Source organism: Qipengyuania sp. BR81-2 (genome assembly GCF_055693895.1).
Genome location: NZ_CM146344.1, coordinates 2,056,877 through 2,075,344, shown reverse-complemented (window position 1 = coordinate 2,075,344; position 18,468 = coordinate 2,056,877). Strand labels below are relative to the sequence as shown.

Annotated in this window: 16 protein-coding genes; 7 read left to right on the top strand and 9 right to left on the bottom strand. The window is 62.3% G+C overall.

Going from position 1 to position 18,468, the window contains the following annotated elements; translation table 11 throughout:
* Positions 1–13: 13 nt before the first annotated feature.
* The 4 genes from ACZ1G8_RS10505 to ACZ1G8_RS10490 form a co-directional block, all read right to left on the bottom strand.
* Complete coding sequence (locus ACZ1G8_RS10505) at positions 14–1,222, bottom strand: GGDEF domain-containing protein (RefSeq protein WP_472679357.1); 1,209 nt, start codon at positions 1,220–1,222, stop codon at positions 14–16.
* 129 nt (positions 1,223–1,351) lie between these two features.
* Positions 1,352–2,707 carry a M20/M25/M40 family metallo-hydrolase gene (locus tag ACZ1G8_RS10500; RefSeq protein ID WP_472679356.1) on the bottom strand — a complete coding sequence of 452 codons (1,356 nt, stop codon included), beginning with the start codon at positions 2,705–2,707 and terminating at the stop codon, positions 1,352–1,354.
* Positions 2,708–2,746: 39 nt separating this feature from the next.
* Positions 2,747–3,736, bottom strand: a complete 990-nt coding sequence (locus tag ACZ1G8_RS10495; protein WP_472679355.1) for a UDP-glucuronic acid decarboxylase family protein — start codon at positions 3,734–3,736, stop codon at positions 2,747–2,749.
* The gene (locus tag ACZ1G8_RS10490) at positions 3,733–4,908 is read right to left on the bottom strand and encodes a glycosyltransferase (RefSeq protein ID WP_472679354.1); all 1,176 of its coding nucleotides are present in this window, start codon (positions 4,906–4,908) and stop codon (positions 3,733–3,735) included. Before ACZ1G8_RS10490 ends, ACZ1G8_RS10495 begins: the two co-directional genes overlap by 4 nt.
* Before the next feature lie 123 nt (positions 4,909–5,031).
* Here ACZ1G8_RS10490 and ettA point away from each other — a divergent pair, with 123 nt between their 5' ends.
* Positions 5,032–6,705 carry an energy-dependent translational throttle protein EttA gene (gene ettA, locus ACZ1G8_RS10485; protein WP_472679353.1) on the top strand — a complete coding sequence of 558 codons (1,674 nt, stop codon included), beginning with the start codon at positions 5,032–5,034 and terminating at the stop codon, positions 6,703–6,705.
* A gap of 49 nt (positions 6,706–6,754) precedes the next feature.
* Here the strand turns inward: ettA and ACZ1G8_RS10480 are convergent, their stop codons facing one another.
* Positions 6,755–7,858 (bottom strand): endonuclease/exonuclease/phosphatase family protein, encoded by a 1,104-nt coding sequence (locus tag ACZ1G8_RS10480; protein WP_472679352.1) that lies wholly within the window; start codon positions 7,856–7,858, stop codon positions 6,755–6,757.
* Between the two features lie 152 nt (positions 7,859–8,010).
* On the opposite strand from ACZ1G8_RS10480, the gene ACZ1G8_RS10475 reads away from it, so the two are divergent.
* Together ACZ1G8_RS10475 and ACZ1G8_RS10470 are read left to right on the top strand one after the other, a co-directional pair.
* Positions 8,011–8,448 (top strand): FKBP-type peptidyl-prolyl cis-trans isomerase, encoded by a 438-nt coding sequence (locus tag ACZ1G8_RS10475; protein WP_472679351.1) that lies wholly within the window; start codon positions 8,011–8,013, stop codon positions 8,446–8,448.
* A 233-nt stretch (positions 8,449–8,681) separates the two neighbouring features.
* On the top strand, positions 8,682–10,469 hold the full coding sequence (locus tag ACZ1G8_RS10470; protein WP_472679350.1) for a sensor domain-containing diguanylate cyclase: 1,788 nt from the start codon (positions 8,682–8,684) through the stop codon (positions 10,467–10,469).
* Positions 10,470–10,494: 25 nt separating this feature from the next.
* Here ACZ1G8_RS10470 and ACZ1G8_RS10465 read toward each other — a convergent pair whose 3' ends face one another.
* The gene (locus ACZ1G8_RS10465; protein WP_472679349.1) at positions 10,495–11,064 is read right to left on the bottom strand and encodes a flavin-binding protein; all 570 of its coding nucleotides are present in this window, start codon (positions 11,062–11,064) and stop codon (positions 10,495–10,497) included.
* 177 nt (positions 11,065–11,241) lie between these two features.
* Between ACZ1G8_RS10465 and ACZ1G8_RS10460 the strand changes: the two genes are divergently transcribed.
* Positions 11,242–12,213, top strand: a complete 972-nt coding sequence (locus ACZ1G8_RS10460; RefSeq protein WP_472679348.1) for an RcnB family protein — start codon at positions 11,242–11,244, stop codon at positions 12,211–12,213.
* Positions 12,214–12,464: 251 nt separating this feature from the next.
* Entirely contained in the window at positions 12,465–12,914 is a 450-nt protein-coding gene (locus tag ACZ1G8_RS10455) for a hypothetical protein (protein WP_472679347.1), read from the top strand.
* Positions 12,915–12,982: 68 nt separating this feature from the next.
* Here the strand turns inward: ACZ1G8_RS10455 and ACZ1G8_RS10450 are convergent, their stop codons facing one another.
* Entirely contained in the window at positions 12,983–13,540 is a 558-nt protein-coding gene (locus ACZ1G8_RS10450) for a cytochrome b (protein WP_472679346.1), read from the bottom strand.
* Between the two features lie 102 nt (positions 13,541–13,642).
* Between ACZ1G8_RS10450 and ACZ1G8_RS10445 the strand changes: the two genes are divergently transcribed.
* Complete coding sequence (locus ACZ1G8_RS10445) at positions 13,643–14,311, top strand: prolyl hydroxylase family protein (RefSeq protein ID WP_472679345.1); 669 nt, start codon at positions 13,643–13,645, stop codon at positions 14,309–14,311.
* A gap of 7 nt (positions 14,312–14,318) precedes the next feature.
* Here the strand turns inward: ACZ1G8_RS10445 and ACZ1G8_RS10440 are convergent, their stop codons facing one another.
* A complete protein-coding gene (locus ACZ1G8_RS10440) occupies positions 14,319–15,440 on the bottom strand; it encodes a PAS domain-containing protein (RefSeq protein WP_472679344.1) in 1,122 nt (373 codons plus the stop codon).
* A gap of 149 nt (positions 15,441–15,589) precedes the next feature.
* Entirely contained in the window at positions 15,590–17,215 is a 1,626-nt protein-coding gene (locus tag ACZ1G8_RS10435) for a lysine--tRNA ligase (RefSeq protein ID WP_472679343.1), read from the bottom strand.
* Positions 17,216–18,059: 844 nt separating this feature from the next.
* On the opposite strand from ACZ1G8_RS10435, the gene ACZ1G8_RS10430 reads away from it, so the two are divergent.
* Entirely contained in the window at positions 18,060–18,392 is a 333-nt protein-coding gene (locus tag ACZ1G8_RS10430) for a hypothetical protein (RefSeq protein WP_472679342.1), read from the top strand.
* Positions 18,393–18,468: the final 76 nt, after the last annotated feature.

The following is an 18,468-nucleotide window of genomic DNA, read 5'->3' as shown; positions in this document are numbered from 1 at the left end:
TGCGAGGGCGGGATCAGGCTTTCGCGCGCAGGTTAGGCATGCTGGGCACTAGCTGGGTCACGCTGGCACTCTGGACCTTGTCTTCACCATCGGCCTGCGTCCGGTTCCGGCCTTCCTGCTTCGCCTTGTAAAGCGCCGCATCGGTGCGGGCGAACAGCTTGCCATAGCCTTCGCCTTCCTTGCGGCCCGCCACGCCGAAGCTGGCGGTCAGGCGATGGTCATCCGGCATGCCCTCGATCTGCGTCGCGCCGAGGCGCTTGCGGATACGTTCGGCCATGGCGACAGCGGCTTCGCCGTCACAGTTCCATGCGAGGATACAAAATTCCTCGCCACCGATCCTGCCGGCGATATCGGTATCTCGGATCGTGTCTTCGATGACGTGACCGAATGCGGCAATCGCCTTGTCGCCGACCTGATGGCCCCAGACATCGTTGACCGACTTGAAGTGATCGATATCCGCCACGACGAGCGAGACGGGGATACCTTCCAGTTTCGCTTTCTCGATCTGGCCGACCACGTCCTTCTCGAAAGCGCGGCGCGTGCGCAGGCCGGTGAGAAGGTCCATCTCAGCGCGCTCCTTCACGGTGCGCACCTGGTCGTAGACGCAGGCCCCGATCAGCACCATCGCGCCGCACAGGGCGATGACGGAAACCGAGAGGTTGAGCACCGAATAGTAGAGGGAATCGAGATAGGCGCTCTCTTCGATCTGCTTTTCGATAAGCAGCGTAAGGCTCGGGCGGATGAAGAACTGGGCCGCGTAAATGCCCTGCATTGAGATGATGAGCTTGTCGATCGCGTCACGCTTGGGCGCGCCGAGCAAGGTCATCATGGTCATAAGCTTCATGGCGCCATAGGCGATGTTCACGATTACGAGCCGAGAGGCGATGTCGGACGAACTGGCAATCGCGATGCCGAGCGTGATCGCCGCGAGCGCGTATACCGTGAGGTGCAGGCCCAGCATCGCCGGCTGGCCGACCCTGCTGGCCATGCCCCAGGTGCTGGTCATCACGCTGAGCGAGTAGAAAAGCTGCGTCAGGTGCCAGGTATGCGGTCCCTGCTCCATGAAGTGGGTGACGCTGAAGCCGAGTGCGAAGAACAGGTAGGAAATGCCGAAAGCGAGCACGTAGTCGCCCATGTTTCCGCGCTTCCACATGACGAGGAATAGCACGAAAAACACGACCGCCATCGTGGGCGTGATCGACCCGATTATCTGCTCTCTCATGGTTCGCCCCGAACCTCCTTGCCCCCTAGTAGGCGGAGAAGGTTAACGGGTACTTAGGGTGACGCGTTCTTACAAGTTCTATCCGAGAAATGTCGAAGCTATTGCAAAGTGGTCACAATTGAGACCGCTCTAAAGCGTGTCGGGCATGGAAATCGGCTCTTCCCGGTTGGCGAGCACGCCGACGACTGCGGTCCAGACCGCGACATTCTGGCGAAGCTGGACCGGATCGACCTTGTCGAGCGTGTCATCCGCCGTGTGGTGCAAGTCGAAGTAACGCGTGCCGTCCTGCTGCAGGTCGATCAGCGGCCCGCCCTGCTCGCGCACGAGGTTGAGATCGGCCCCTCCGGTGGCCGTAATCCGGCTCGGCGCAACGCCGAAACGTGCGGTTGCTGCAGCAAGCTTGCGATAAAGGTCGGGATCGCTGGCCGTGAAATTGCTTTCGAGACGCCAGATGCGATCTGCACCGAAGTCGCTTTCGAGGCCGACGTAGACCAGCTCGTCGAGATGAGCTTCGGCATAGGCCTTCGAGCCCCAGAGGCCGGTTTCCTCGGCCCCTGCGAAGAGGAGGCGGATCGTGCGCAGCGGCTGCCCCCCGGCGGCGACATGCTTGGCTGCCGCTGCGATGATGCCGCAACCGGCGCCGTCGTCGATGGCGCCGGTACCGAGATCCCAGCTGTCGAGGTGGCAGGCGAGCAGTACCGGCGGGAGCGAGGGATCGCGCCCGACGATCTCGCCCACGACATTGCCGCTGCGCGTCGTGCCGAGATCGCGCGGGGTCATGACCAGCTTCATACGGATCGACTGGCCATCTGCGCGCTCGAACATGCGCTCGAGATTGTCGGCATCTGGGTTGGAGAGCGCGCCAGCCGGGGTCGGCGTCACGCCCTGGGCAAAAGTCGTGGTTCCCGTGTGCGGCACGCGGTGGTTGTCAGTGCCGACCGAGCGGATCACCGTGGCCAATGCGCCCTTGCTCGCAGCAAGCGACGGCGCCATCCAGCGCGCTGGGCCTGCAAAGCCATAGTGCGAACCGTCCTGCGAAGCGCGCATGTCGTGGCTCACGAAGGCAATCTTGCCCTCTAGGCTGCCCTCTTCGGCCGCGACGAGATCGGCATAGGTCGGGAAATAGACGACCTCGGCCTCGATCCCCTCCGGGCCGGTCGAGGTGGTCGTCGAGAGCGCGGTGATCGCCATCGGCTGCGCGAAAGGCGCGGTCACTTCGGCGATCTCGATCCCGCGCACCCAGGTCGGCATATCGAACGGCTCGTCAGCGACATTGGCGAAGCCGTTGGCGAGCAGCCAATCCATCGCCCAGACGCGGCCGCGTGCTTCCTGCTCGGTACCCGGCATGCGCGGGCCGATCTCGGTGGTGATCCCTTCGACGAAGTCCCAGGCGATCGTATCGCCTGTCAGCGCATCGTCGGCGCGGTCGGCATTGGCGGGGAAGGAGAGCGAGAGCGCGGCGAGCGCGATGAGCGACTTGTTCATGGCGCGGCTTGCTAACATCGCCAGCGGCGATGCCAAGCCTCAATCGGCTTTCGCGTGCCCGCTTTCTTCGAAATAGGCGATCGTCTTCGCAAGCCCGTCGTGCAGTTTCGTGGTCGCTTCCCAGCCGAGCATTTCGCGCGCGAGCGAGGTATCGGGCCGGCGGCGACGCGGGTCGTCCTGCGGCAACGGCTTGTGCACCAGCTTCGACTTGCCGCCGACAATGTCGAGCACGGTCTCGGCCAGCTCGAGCATCGAGTATTCGCCCTCGTTGCCGATATTCACCGGACCGGTCGTGTCGGCGTCAGTGCCCATCATGCGCACGCAGCCATCGATCAGGTCGTCGACATAACAGAAGCTGCGCGTCTGCTCTCCGTCTCCGAAGATTGTGATGTCCTCGCCGCGCAACGCCTGCAGGATAAAGTTGGACACCACGCGCCCGTCGTTGGGGTGCATGCGCGGACCATAGGTGTTGAAGATGCGCACCACCTTGATCGGGAGGTCGTGCTGGCGGCGATAGTCGAAGAACAGGGTCTCAGCACAACGCTTGCCCTCGTCATAGCAAGAGCGCGGACCGATCGGATTGACGTTGCCCCAGTAGTCCTCGGTCTGAGGATGGATTTCCGGATCGCCATAGACCTCGCTGGTCGAGGCTTGCAGGATCGGCACGCGAAGCCGCTTGGCGAGGCCGAGCATGTTGATCGCGCCGATCACGCTGGTCTTGGTCGTCTGGACCGGGTCGAACTGGTAGTGGATCGGCGAGGCCGGGCAGGCGAAATTGTAGATTTCGTCCACTTCTACCGAGAGCGGCATGGTGATGTCGTGGCGCAGCAGTTCGAAACGCTCGTGGCCGAGCAGGTGGGCGATATTCGCCCGCGCGCCGGTGAAGAAGTTGTCGACGCACAGCACCTCGTGTCCGTCGGCGATCAGCCGGTCGCACAGGTGCGAGCCGAGGAAACCCGCCCCGCCCGTCACCAGCACGCGCTTGGTCAGCGAATAGCGCGCCAAGGCGCCGGGTTTCGCTTCACTCATGTCTTGGAAACCTCCTGCCAGAATTGCTGCGCGCGGGCCGCGCCTTCGCTCGCCGGATCGAACAGCGCCTCCACTGCATCGGCGAAGCGCTCGGTATCGCCCAGCGGCGCGCGCTCGGCGGTCGCCTCGGAATAGCGTTGCCACGCAAGCTCGCTCTGCGAAAGCGCCAGCATCGAGCGCGCGATGCTTTCGACCGACTGCGGCTCGACCACGTAGCCGGTAACCGCATTGCGCACGAGCGCATCGCGCGAACCGACGGCATGGCTGACGATGGCGGGCACGCCGAAAGCCGCTGCCTCGTTGACCACCAGCCCCCACTGTTCTTCCGTGCTGACGAGGCACAGCGCCAATGCGCGCGCGAGCCGCTTCGACACGTCTTCGGCGCGCAGGAAGCCGGTGAATTCCACCCCCTCGCCTGCCTGCTCTTTGAGATCCTCCGCGAGCTCGCCGTCGCCCGCAAGAACGAGACCGCGGGCCGCATCGCCGGCCAGTTCGCGGTAGCGCGCATATCCGGCGAGCAGCGTCGAAAGGTTCTTCTTTTCCACGAAGCGCCCGACGAAGAGGAAATCGCGGTCCTCGAAGCGCACCGCCTCGCCGCCGCCCTGCTCGCGGATACGGTCGAGGCCGACCGTGTCGTAGCCCGGCAGGATCGGCTTCTCCCCGAAGCCCAGGAACCTCAGATAATCGCGCTGGCGCAGCCCGCCGACGATGGCCGCCTTGTAGGGCGAGAGTACCCTCGCCTTCGCCGCCTCGCGTGCCAATACGCGGGGAAAATCGTCGAACTTACTCTCGGTCATCATGACCATGCGCTTGCCCGTCGCAGCCAGCCGCCAAGAGAGCGCAATGATGTCACGTTCAGAGTAAGGCACTCCCACGCAGACCATGTCTGCTCCGCGCAGCGCCCTCATCGCGGCGCGATAACGGGCAAGGTGGCCGACCTCGTCATAGCTCTTGCCGGGAAACAGCGTGATGTGCCGGGCGCGCTCGATGCCCTCGGCGGGCTCCCACGCATAGGTCGCGCTGGTCGTGGCATATTCCACTGCAAGCACTTCTGCGCGGCCTGCCAGCCTTCGCGCGGCCGCTTCCACGCGGTCCACGTGATAGGCGGCGAACTGCGAAAACAGGATGGCGACCTGCGGCAATTTCCCTGACTGACCCGGCTCTTCGCTCATTGCGATTTGCGCCTAGGCCAGCCGGGTGCCAAATGCCAGTGCCACCTTGCCCCGAGGGCACCGTGCCACTATCTGCGCACCAACTCTCCCATTCTCGCAAGATCGATTCAAGGATCTCGCCCGATGGCCGCGCAATACGCCTTCGTCATGAAGGACATGACCAAGACTTTCCCCGGTGCCCAGAAGCCGGTGCTCAGCAATATCAACCTTCAGTTCTATCAGGGTGCCAAGATCGGCATCGTGGGTCCGAACGGCGCGGGTAAGTCCACGCTGATCAAGATCATGGCCGGCATCGACAAGGACTTCACCGGCGAAGCATGGCCGGGCGAGAACATCACCGTCGGTTACCTCGAGCAGGAGCCGGAGCTCGACGAGAGCAAAACCGTGCTCGAAAACGTCAAGGACGGCGCGCGCGAGATCGCGGACATGGTCGAACGCTTCAACGCGATCGGCATGGAGATGGCCGAAGAAGACGCCGATTTCGATGCGCTCAGCACCGAAATGGCCGAACTGCAGGACAAGATCGATGCGGTCGACGGCTGGACGCTCGACAACCAGCTCGAAGTCGCAATGGAAGCGCTGCGCTGCCCTCCGGGCGACTGGCCCGTCACCGATCTTTCAGGTGGTGAAAAGCGCCGCGTGGCCCTCACCCGCCTGCTGATCCAGAAGCCTTCGATCCTGCTGCTGGACGAACCGACCAACCACCTCGACGCAGAATCTGTCCAGTGGCTTGAAAACCACCTCAAGGAATATGCGGGAGCGGTGCTGATGATCACCCACGATCGCTACTTCCTCGACAATGTGGTGGAATGGATCCTCGAGCTCGATCGCGGTTCCTACTACCCGTACGAAGGCAACTACTCGACCTATCTCGAGAAGAAGGCCAAGCGTCTCGAGCAGGAAGCGCGCGAGGAAAGCGGCCGTTCGAAGGCCCTCAATCGCGAACTCGAATGGATCCGGCAGACGCCCAGCGCGCGCCAGACCAAGTCCAAGGCGCGTATCCGCAAGTTCGAAGAACTGCAGGAAGGCCAGAAGGACCGGAAGCCGGGCAAGGCACAGATCGTCATCCAGGTGCCCGAGCGCCTTGGCGGCAAGGTCATCGAGGCCAAGAACATCTCCAAGGCCTATGGCGACAAGCTGCTCTTCGAAAACCTCTCCTTCATGCTGCCCCCGGGCGGCATCGTCGGCGTGATCGGACCGAACGGCGCGGGCAAGTCCACGCTGTTCAAGATCCTGACCGGCAAGGAAGAACCCGACAGCGGCACGGTGGAAATCGGCTCGACCGTCCACTTGGGCTATGTCGACCAGAGCCGCGATCACCTGAATCCCAAGAACAACGTCTGGGAAGAGATTTCGGACGGCCTCGACTACATGAAGGTCAACGGCCACGACACCTCGACCCGCGCCTATGTCGGCGCGTTCAACTTCAAGGGCGCGGACCAGCAGAAGAACGTCGGCAAGCTGTCGGGCGGTGAACGCAACCGCGTACATATGGCCAAGATGCTGAAGGAGGGCGGCAACGTCCTGCTGCTCGACGAACCGACCAACGACCTCGACGTGGAAACGCTTGGTGCGCTGGAAGAGGCGATCGAGAACTTCGCCGGCTGCGCCGTGGTCATCTCGCACGACCGCTTCTTCCTCGACCGTCTGGCAACGCACATCCTCGCCTTCGAGGGCGACAGCCACGTCGAATGGTTCGAAGGTAACTTCGAAGCCTACGAAGAAGACAAGCGCCGCCGTCTCGGCGATGCAGCAGATCGTCCGACGAGGCTGCAGTACAAGAAGCTGACGCGCTGATATCGGCGCCGGAAACAAGGAGGGTCGCGCTAGCTAGCGCGGCCCTTTTTTAGCCCGCCTCGCCCTCCACGGCATTTTTCGCCGTGTCCTCCTCGAACTCTTCCATTACCTCGCCCGCATCTTCCTCGTCGCCCTCATCCGGGGCTTCTGCCTGCTCGTTGCGCGGGCGGGCGGCTTCGGGGTCGAGGCACAGGCGGGCGATGACCGGGCGGTGGTCTGAGCCGACGCTCTCGCCCACGCGCATTTCGGAGAAGAGGAATTCCTGGGTCACGAAGAGGTGGTCGAGCGGCCAGCCGAGCCACACCATGCCTGCCGGAAAGGTCGCATAGGTTCCGCGGCCGATGCGCGGGTCTAGGAAGCCGCCGATATCCTTGAACAGGCGCGTCGTGTCCGACCATGCGACATCGTTGAAATCGCCGATTGCAAGGACCGGAAGTTCGAGGTCCTGCGCCTGTTTGGCGGCCATCACGATTTCGGCATCACGCTCTTCGGTGTCTTGGTCGGGCACGGGCGGGCGCGGATGAAGGGCAATCATGCGGAAATCGTGCCCGCCGACCGAAAGCGTCGCGACGACCGAAGGCGTGTCCTTCTGCGCGAGGTCCTGGATTGAAGCGTCGGTCATCGGGAGCTTCGATGCGAACATGATGCCGTAAGTATTGTCGAGCGGGCGGTCGATCCGCTGCGGGAAGCTTGCCAGTGCAGGAGCGACGGCGTCGGCCCACGCCTGGTCGGTCTCCATCAGCAAGACGATGTCGGGATCGAGCCGCTCGATGAGATCGATGGTGCGACCATATTCGCGGTTGTCCTGCAGCACGTTCAACGTGAGCGCGGTGAAGCAGCCGGTGCGATCGGTCTGCTGCTCGGCGACGCGTGCGACTTCACTGCCTGCTAGCGGGGTATAGGGAAGCACGCGGTAGGCCTGCCAGATCGCGAAGACAGCGAGCGCCAGCGGGAGCCAGGGCCGCCAGCCGCGGTCGAACTTGGCCAGCGCGGCGAGGCACAGGATCATCGCGACGAGGAGCTGGATGCGCGGGAAGTCCCAGATGCGGATCCACCACTGGTTGAGATCGGTCGTGCTGAGCAGCGATCCCGCCACCAGCAGCACGGATACGCCGCGCAGCGCCCAGATCGCGGCCTTCTTCCAACCTGTCATGCTCGATATCCCCCTCGCTGTGGCCCCATCGCCCACTTCGGTTGACTCGCTACCGGTGGGTTGCGAGACTCTGTTGTGAAGACGCACGGCATGCTGCCGCGTTCCCCGGGGCCCATCTGCCCCACCAATCGAATTCTCCGAAAAGGATTACCATGACCACTCCCAACAACGGTGACACCGTGACCATCGACTACGTCCTCAAGCGGGGCGACGGACAGGAAGTCGGCAACACCGCGCAGACCGGGCCGCAGGACATCACGCTCGGCAGCGGGCAGATCTTCCCGCAGATCGAACAGGCGCTCACCAGCCTCGAAGTAGGCCAGAGCGCGACGGTCGCCATCGAGAGCGACAATGCCTTCGGTCCGCGCCGCGAAGAGCTGGTGATCGATATCCCGCGCGCCAACCTGCCGCCCGAACCTGCCCCGCAGCCCGGCATGGCGCTGCAGGCCCAGTCGCCAGACGGCCAGCCGATGACGCTTTTCATCCTCGAGGTCGGCGAGGAAGCGGTGAAGGTCGACGGCAACCACCCGCTGGCAGGCGAGGACGTGACCTTCGAGCTGACCCTGCGCGACATCAAGCAGGCCGCCTGACCTCGCTCTGGCGGGCGATTGGTCCCGGCTATTATTGTCGGGAAGTCCGTAGTCGCCCGCCTACTGCCCCCTATTCAACCCCTTATCGGAAAACTGTCGCCGATATGCAGTAATTGCGTTCGGTAAGAGCAATCATACTGATCGTTGTTACTAGCTGGTGCTGCACTGCATCATTTGTTAAGGCAAAAGTCAGAACCCCTCGTCCATAGGGGGCTAATGGGGGTTTTCGTCACGTGACTGCAACGCGGGGTCCAGGCTATTTCGGCTTGCCGATGCTCTATGGCATCGCCTGGCTGGTCTGCGCTTTCGTCGCGTTGGACCTGACGCAGGGCGCCGACGGCATTGCCGCAGTCTGGCCCTCAAGCGGTATCTTCGTTGCCGCCCTTCTCCATTTCGGACCGCGCCGCCGCGCAATGACTGCCGGCTGGATTGCCGCTGCAAGCATGGCGGCGAACCTCTGGGCAGGTTCCGGCTTCTTCGCCACCGTCGGCTATACGGTCGCAAACCTGCTCGAGGGGTATCTCGTCTTCGCGCTCATGGGCGGACGGGCGCGCACCAACATGATGCTCTCGCGGCCCTGGAACATGGCGCGCTTCGGCGCTGCGGCGATACTTGCAGGCTGCTTCAGCGCAGTTATGGCAGGGGTGCTGTCGGGCAATCTCACATACGCATTCCTGAGCTCGTGGATGAGCACGGTGACGCTCGGCATGCTGATCGTAACGCCGGTCATCCTGTTCGTTGCGCAGGACCCGCAGGGGCATCGCAACCTCGTTTCTCTGCGTGCGCTCTGGACCGTTCTGGTGGTGGCGATCCTCAGTATTGCGGCATTCGGCCAGGGCGACATCCCGCTCCTGTTCCTGCCCGTTATGGCCATGGCGATTGCCACCGCGACCCTAGGCCTGAGCGGTGCTGCCGCCGCGCTCGTCATCATCGCGACCATCGGCTCGCTGCTCACCGCCGCAGGCACGGGACCCGTCTCGCGTTTCTTCCCTGAGACAGAGACGCAGGTCCTGTTCTTCCAGCTTTATCTCGTGGCGCTGCTCATTTCCTCGATGCCGCTCGCCTTCCTTCTCGCACAGCGCGGACGCGACCTTGCGGAAATCGCAGAGACCGCCCGCCTGCTGGAAACTGCCGAGCGAACCGCCAAGGTCGGGCATTGGCGCTTCAGCCCGATCGACAATTCAGCCCACTGGTCACGCGAAGCCCTGCGCATTTGCGGCTATGACGACGATGCCCAGCCGAGCCTGGAGGATTGGTTCGACCTTCACCACGAAGACGACCGCGCCCGCGTTCGTTCATTCATCGTCGAAGCGACGAGCCACGCTTTACCCTTCGCTTTCGAAGCCCGCATCCGGCGCACCAGCGGCGAGATTGTCCATATCGACTGCCGCGGCGAGGCCGAGGCGGATGCGAAAGGCCGCGTGGTCGCGCTTTTTGGCACGATCATGGACGTGAGCGAGCGCGCGGAGACGATGCGCCAGCTCGAGGCAGCCCGCGCGCGCGCCGAACGCGAGGCCGCCGAGGTGCGCAATCTCGCCGAGACCGATCCGCTCACCGGCATGCCGAACCGCCGCTGTATCCTCGCCAACCTTGCAGAAGCGATGGACGCATCGGAAATCACCGGCGAACCGCTGTCGGTCGCAATGATCGATATCGATCACTTCAAGCGTGTGAACGACGAATTCGGCCACGGGGTCGGCGACAAGGTCATCAAGCGGGTCGCCGATATCCTGTGCGACGAGGCGAAGGACAGTGACACTGTCGGCCGCATCGGCGGAGAGGAATTCCTGTTCGTCTTCCCGCGCCGCCGTGCTGGCGATCTCGGGATGCGCTGCGAATCCATCAAACAGCGTATCCTTGCCGCCGACTGGGAGGAACCGGTCGAAATCACCCTCAGTATCGGCGTGGCGGAGCTGGCGACCGGCTGGGATGAACGCGACCTCATGCGCGCTGCCGACACTGCACTTTACGAAGCCAAGCGCGCCGGCCGCAACCGGCATGCGGTGCATCAGGGCGGATAGCCTTCAGCGGGCCGTGATTGCGGGCTCAGGGCGTGAGCCATTGCCCGTCCGACGCTGTAACAAGCGCCCTCCGGTGTCCCTTGTGCGACAGGCAATACCAATCTGCCGTCTCGATCCTGACCAGCAATATTCCGAAGTTTTCGCGCGCAGAGACGAGGTCTTCCTCGCTCGGCTGCACACCTTCCGCCCAATCGGGAAGACCGCTCGAGGGCGCATCGCGTTGCTCTCCGGGAGCTGCGCCGAGATAGCACCTGCGCGCGAACGCCGTGCTGTCCGCCCATGCCTTCTCTGCAAGCGGCGTGTCACTTTCGATATGGCCTCGTCCGCGGCACCTGATCTGCAATTTCGCCTCGGGATCGTAGAACAGCACCGCCATGTCCGCGCCCTCTGCGATGACCGAGGCTTTCGGCGCACGGACATCGGTATGAAATCGCAAGGTCCAGCCATCCGCGTCGAAATCGCGCAGGACCATGATCCGCGCATCGGCATCTGGAGTCACGACAACGGGCGTATGCATGGCCGAGCGTCGGCTACGGGTTGCTTCGAACAGTCGGGTGACGATGTCCTTTCGAACAGCAGGGATATCTTCAATCATCGACGCTCCAACGCGCAGATCCGCCACCGGTTCACATTCATTTAACAGGCCTCCAACATGAACGAATGGTAGACAGACCGGTTCAGTTGCGGGTCAGGACGATGTGATACAAAGTGTGACATCGAAAGAAGCCGCAGGTGTGGAGCGGCTTGGAAAACGAAAAGAAGGACACGCTCCATGACACTCACAATGCTGACGAAAGGCAGCGCGCTGAGCGCCCTCGCGATTGCGATGGCGGCCACTGCATTGCCGGCACAAGCGGAAGCGGCTGCAGCTTCTGAACAACAGTCGCAGCGCGAAGGCGAGGATCGGCAGTTCCAGCGCCGCGGCGATCGCCGCGGCGAACGACGCAGCGAGCGCCGACAGGAACGCCGACAGGAACGCCGACAGGAACAACGCAGCGAACGCCGACAGGAACGCCGCAGCGAAGGCCGGCAGGAACGTCGTGGCGAACGACGCGAGGAACGTCGCAGCGATCGTCGGCAGGAACGCCGCGATGCCGTTCGCGAAATCCGGCGCGATTACAGGGCAGAGGACCGCACCGAACGCCGGGTGGATCGCCGCGCAGAACGCCGCATCGAGGAACGTCGCGCCGAACGCAGGGCCGAGCGCCGTGCCGAAGAGCGTCGCACCGAACGCCGCGCGGATCGTCGTGCAGAGCGTCGCTACGAGGAACGCCGTGCAGATCGTCGCGCAGAGCGCCGCTACGAGGAACGCCGTGCAGACCGTCGCGCTGAGCGCCGCTGGCGCGAGCGAAGCGTCCGCGACCGGGCAGCGCGCAGCACGCTAGAGCGTCGTTCGCGTTACTGGGATGGCCGCCGCTGGCACAACTATGACCGGTGGGACCGCTATCGGTGGCGCGATAACCATCGCTACGACTGGTATCGCTATCGCCATGCCCATCGCAGCACCTTCCGCCTGGGCCGGTACTACGCTCCCTATCGGGACTACCGTTATCGCCGCCTCGAGATCGGCTTCCGCATCGGCAGCCTGTTCTTCGGCAGCCGCTACTGGATCAACGACCCGTGGCGTTATCGCCTGCCCGAAGTCTACGGCCCCTATCGCTGGGTCCGCTATTACGACGACGTGCTGCTGGTGGACATCTACAGCGGCGAAGTGGTCGACGTGATCTACGACTTCTTCTGGTAAGCTGCCCTCATTCCCCGCTTCTCCGGCGTGAGAGTGGACCGGGGAGCATGGAAACCCCCGCCGAGCGATCGGCGGGGGTTTTTCGTATGTCCGAGTCGCCCCTCGGTAAGGCTTTGGCGCTGCGGGAGATTCACGAACCGCCGCCTTCCCGTGGTATGAAAGGCTTCATTGGGAACTAGGGCCGCCTTGTAAACTTGCCTGGCGCGCGCGAACCCAAGGCGATGCGTCGAGGCCTTTGCAGGGGAAGACGCATGAAAAGCATCATCGCAATTACAGCCGCAGCAGCCGTCCTGGCTGCACCCGCAACCGCGGAAAATTTCACATACGAAATCCAATTCAGTGAACCGTCCTTCGTCGGCGGAATGGGCGAGGATGGCCGCAACGGCCGGTCAGGGACGATGTCGGGCCCCTTCACCTCGACCTCGGCCAGCGGGGCTTCGGTTTCGGGCAGCGTGACCTGCATCGGCATGGACCAGCCCGACAACGGCCTGTTCGACGTGCACCTCTCGTGCACCGCTACCCGCAGCGACGGGACCGACACCAGCCTGATCTATGGCTGCAACTGGCTGGGTGAGGACATGGGCCTCAGCTGCGTCGGCGGTGCAGAGGGCCGCGATGGCACGACCGAGGGGCGCCGCGGCGTCCTGACCATGCATCTCAAGGAAGGCGTGTCGACCGGGACAGGCCAGTGGATCGAATGACCTGACCAGGTCTGGCGCCTGCTCCGCACGGGAACCTCCACCCGTGCGGAGCAAATGCGCCGACCGGCTTACCCGGGGACCTTGCCGAAAGGCAGCATCCGGAAAATGCCACCATTCCTATCGATGAAAGTGTGTTTGAGCGCGCCGAGAATGTGCAGCGCAATCAGGATGAGGAATGCCTTTCCGCCGGTCGCATGGAGCCCAAAGATGGCCTTTGCCGCCTCCGAGTTTTCTGCCACCGGAAGAGGCGGGATCGTGAACAGTCCGAACATGTCGATCTCGCGGCCGGAAAGGGAGTTGGCGTACCAGCCGCCCAGTGGCAGCCCGATCAGCAGCACGTAGAAAATCACGTGCACGGTCCGGGCGAGCACGGCCTCCCAATTGGCCGTATCGCTCGGCAGCGGCGGAACCGGATGGGTCCAGCGCCATGCGAGCCGGCCCAGCGTCAGCACGAGGATCAAGATACCCAGCGCCTTGTGGTTGGCGAAGATCGCGATCTTGTCCTCGATCGCCTCGGCATGTTCGGCGCTCTCGGCGATCCGCCAGTTTACGATCACGGCAATGGCGATCACCCAGTGGAAGATCATCGCCCCGGTTGAATAGCGGCGCGCTGTGGCATCAGTCATCATCGGTCTCCCTCGCCTGTTGTGAAGAGAGACTAGCGCAGAGACCACAAGCTGCAAGATGATGCCTTGCACGAGGCACGGCCAGCGCTAACTATCGGGAGCATGACGAAAACCGCCTCGATTCCCGACCAGGACGCGCTCAAACGCATCGGCGCAAAGGTGCGCGCGCGCCTCGAAGCCGATCCCGAGATCTACAAGGTCCCGTCGGACAAGGCCGAGATCTTCGCAGTCCCGAATTTCCTCACTCTCGACGAATGCCGCCGATTCATCACCATGATCGACGTGGTCGCGCGGCCGAGCGAGCTGCACGAGACGGCCTATGTCGCCAAGTTCCGCACGTCGTATTCGGGCAACTTCAACCCGAACGATCCCTTCGTAAAAGGCATCTCGCGCCGTATCGACGACCTGCTCGGCATGAACCCGGTGACGGGCGAGGCAATACAGGGCCAGCGCTACCTTCCCGGCCAGGAGTTCAAACCGCACAACGATTGGTTCTATACCGACCAAGAATATTGGAAGCTGGAACGCAAGCGCGGCGGGCAGCGCTGCTGGACCGCCATGGCCTTCCTCAACACGGTCGAAGAGGGCGGACACACGCACTTTACCGAGGTCGGCGCCTCGATCGAGCCAAAGCCGGGCGTGCTCCTGATCTGGAACAACGCCACGCCCGAAGGCGAGCCCAATGAGGGCACGATGCATGCGGGAACGCCCGTCATCAAAGGCGCGAAATACGTGCTGACCAAGTGGTACCGCACGCGCAAGCACAGCTGATCGGGCGCTAGGAGAGAGCCTTCACCGCGAGTGGTACGCGAATGGTCGCGCGCAGGCCTTCGGGCCGATAATCGGTTGAAAAGCTGCCCTTCACGCCCCTGATGACGCCCGCGATCAGGAAGCTACCCGAACCGCTGCCACGGACTTCGGGGCTTGCGTTGAGCGGCTGGCGGTCGTCGCCCAGTTGCTCGATCCAGTGGATCTCGAGCCACTCCTCATCGACCGTCCAGTCCACGTGCACGCGGCCATTGCTGTCCGACAGGGCACCATATTTGAGCGCATTCGTCGCCAACTCGTGCAGCGTCAGGCCGACCGGGGTCACCTGCCTGCGCGACAATTCGATGGTTCCGCCCTCGATCTCGATCCGATCGGTATTGGCATTACGGTAAGGTCGCAGCACCGCCTCGACGAGATCGCGCAGGTTGGACCTGCCCTCGCGCAGGCCATCGCCTGCAAGGCTGACCCGGTGGGCACCCGCAAGCGCCTCTATCCTGCGCTCGATCTTTTGGGAGAATTCTTGGACATCGCTTGCGCCTTGCGAGGACAGACGCACGATTGCCGTCAGCACTGCGAAGAGGTTGTCGGTACGGTGGCGCAGTTCAGTCGCCACGCGCTCGTTCTCGACGATGGTCTCGCGGGCGACGAGCAGTTCGGTGATGTCCCATTGCGAGCCGAAGAAATAGGCCAGCGAGCCGTCCTCGTGATAGATCGGCCCGACATGCACCGCGTTCCAGAAGGCAGTGCCGTCCTTGCGGTAATTGAGGATGTCGACGACCGTGTACTCTTCGGTCTCAACTGCCTTGCTGAGCTTGGCCACCGCCTCTGGTGCCGTGTTCTTTCCCTGCAGGAAACGGCAGTTCTGTCCGACAATCTCTTCGCGGCTGTAGCCTGTCAGTTCGACGAAGGCCTGATTGCAGTAGACGATCGGGCAATCGGGCTTGTTCGGGTCCGAAATGCAAAGCGCCATGCGTGTCTGTTCGGTGGTCTGGAGGAACAGTTGCGACGAGCCGATCTTCAGATCAGCGAGACGTCCAGCCTGCCGTGCGTTGCGCTCGGCAAACTCCATAAACCTGCGGTTATCATCCGACGGGGGAGTCGAACCCCCGCCACCGCCATTGGTACGACCCATGGCAGGCACTCCCTTTTGCACCCTAACGATCCGGGAGTAATAGTGCCGCTATTCCAATGTTTTGCAAGATGCGTGAGCATCAAAAACGCCCGATTACCGCCATTTTTCCCGCAACAGCCTGATAGCGTTGAAGCATTTTTCTTCGGATATTAGCGCTCCAGGGCATCAGCAATCAATTTGCGGGTATTTTCGATACCATAAAGCGCAATAAAGCTGCCCATGCGCGGTCCCTGGTCGCTGCCGAGCAGCGTCTGGTAGAGCGCCTTGAACCAGTCGCGCAGCGACTCGAAGCCGTACTCTTCACGCTTGCCGATCTCGTAGACCTCCGTCTGCAGGTCTTCCGCGCCGGTGTCGGCAGCCGCGCCGGCCAGATAGGCATCAAGCGCCTTCAGTGCCTCAGCCTCGTTCGGCGCCGGCGCACGCTTGGAAAGCGTCGGGACGATATAGTCGCGCGTATAGGCAACCGCCGTGCCGATCAGCACTTCGAGCTCGGGCGTGATCTTGCCGTCGCCGATATAGGTCTGGAGATATTCGCGCAGGTTCTCTTCGGTCGCCTCCGCTCCGAGCACGCTCGCGAGGTTCAGCAGCAGGCCGTAGGTCACCGGCAGGGTGTCGCCCGCGCCCGGTGCCTCGTCGGTCTCGAAGCCGCCGTTGGCGCGCTGGAGGTGCCACACCGGATTGCCGAGCTGCTTGTCGAGCGGTTGATCGGCAAGACGTTCGCGGAACTGCCAGTAATCGTCGACCGCGCGAGGGATCACGCCCACGTGCAGCTGCTTGGCGCTCTTGGGATTGGGGAAGATGTAGAAGCCGAGGCTCTCTTCGCTGCCATAGGTCAGCCATTCCTCGATCGAGAGGCCGTTACCCTTGGACTTGGAGATCTTCTCGCCGTTCTGATCGAGGAACATCTCGTAGATCAGGCCTTCGGGCTTGCGCCCGCCGAGCACCTTGACGATGCGGCCCGACTGCACGCCGCTGTCGGTCAGGTCCTTGCCGTACATCTCGTAATCGACGCCCAGCGCATACCAGCGCATTGCCCAGTCGACTTTCCACTGAAGCTTGCTCATGCCGCCCAGCGCCGACTGCTCGACGACCGTGCCGTCTTCATCGGTGAAGCGGATCGTGCCCGCTTCTGCATCGACGACCTCGACCGGCACCTGCAACACGCGGCCCGTCGAGGGCGAAATCGGCAGCACCGGCGAATAGGTCTGGCGGCGCTCCTCGCGCAGCGTCGGCAGCATGATGTCCAGGATGTCCTGGTTCTTGCGCAGGACCTGGCGCAGCGCATCGTCGAAGCGCCCCGAGTTGTACATGTCGTTTGCCGCGATGAACTCGTACTCGAAACCGAAGCGGTCGAGGAATTCGCGCAGCTTGGCGTTGTTGTGCGCGGCAAAGCTCTCGTGACCCTTCTCGAACGGGTCGGGCACGCGGCTGAGCGGGAGGTGCAGGTTCGCCTCGAGCAGTTCCTGGTTTGGCACGTTGTCGGGCACCTTGCGCAGGCCGTCCATGTCGTCGGAGAAGGCGACGAGACGCGTCTTGCCGTCCTCGGGCCTGGCACCGATCATCGCCTCGTAGGCACGGCGCACGAGCGTGGTACGCAGCACTTCCTGGAAGGTGCCGATATGCGGCAGGCCGCTGGGACCGTAGCCCGTTTCGAACAGGACCGGAGAGCCGTCGGGCTTCGCACCATCGGGATAGCGTTTGAGCAGCCGCTGCGCCTCCTGAAAGGGCCAGGCCTTGGACACACGTGCGGCGGTGATCAGATCGTTCATGCTCATGGCAGTTCCCTTTGCCGCTCGCCCGCGCTTTCGCAAGTGCGAAGTGTCGGACGCATGTTGGAGAGGCGCGCGGCGAACCTCACAGCATGGAACACATGGAACACGGTCCTGCGGGAAAAATCGAAGCTGCCGGGCAAATGCTGAGTGGACCGAAGGGAAAGAGGCGAGAGCACTTGCGGCATGCCTCACGCCCTATCGTGATAGCGGGGAGTAGGACAGCGACCGGAAGCGTCTGCGAAAAGTGGTCATTCCACTAACGACCCGATTGCGGAAACCACCCATTCCTGCAATTTTCAGCGTCATCAAACGCTTAGACAAGAGATGATCGGTGACACCAGAGCTCGAAAAATATCATAAGATCATGTTCTGGGGGCGGGTTTCGGCTCTCCTATTCCTGGGTACGTTCGCGATGGTCTACTTTCTCGATGAGACCAGCAACCCAACCCTGTATCTCGGAGCCTTCGTCGCTTTTCAACTCTCGGCCCTCTCTATGATCGGGCTGGGTATCTACCAGTGGCGATACAAGAAAAAGCATGGAATTCACCACCATGGCTGATCAAGCCATTAGCAACTCATAATCTCCGCCCCCGCTATTCTCGGGGAGTCTGCTTTCCACCCAGTTCGTGACTGATTTGCCGAGTTAGACGTGTGCCAGAAGCGGTCCGTCAGCTAACGACCCGATTGCGGACATTGAGGAAATATTCGACTTTGACCGCAACCTAACTGTCCTCACCCCAGTCAGGATCGTCGATCCGATTGCTTACCTTCCTATCGCAGGGTATCTGCAATGAAATTAATGGATTGAGGAAATGGTTTTGATGAGCCTTCTAAAGCGTTCCGATTTTTGGTTGGCCATTATTACAATGATGTTCTTCTCATTTTTGGCGGTGGTTTTTTTGGTTCGATGATCACCAGCGAGCCATTCTGGATCAAGCTGGGTTTGATCTTTGGCTTCAGTCTTTTGGCTAATCTGACGATTAGTACGCTGGGCCGGTTTGGTGCCCGCATGGAAGCGCTTGGAGCATTTGCGATTGGCGCCACTTTCGGTTTGGTTTACCAAATAGCTGAACGTTCTGAGGCTGTTGATTTTCAACTAGTAGCGACAAGTGGCTTCGGCTTCTGTTTGCTCACAATCCTGTTTCGTCTTCATGAGAAGCGTAAACTTTCAAGCGACTAACTGAAGTGTCCGCCTCCCACCGAATTAGTGACTAATTTGTCGAGATAGAGATGTGCCATAGCGGATTGGCAGCTAA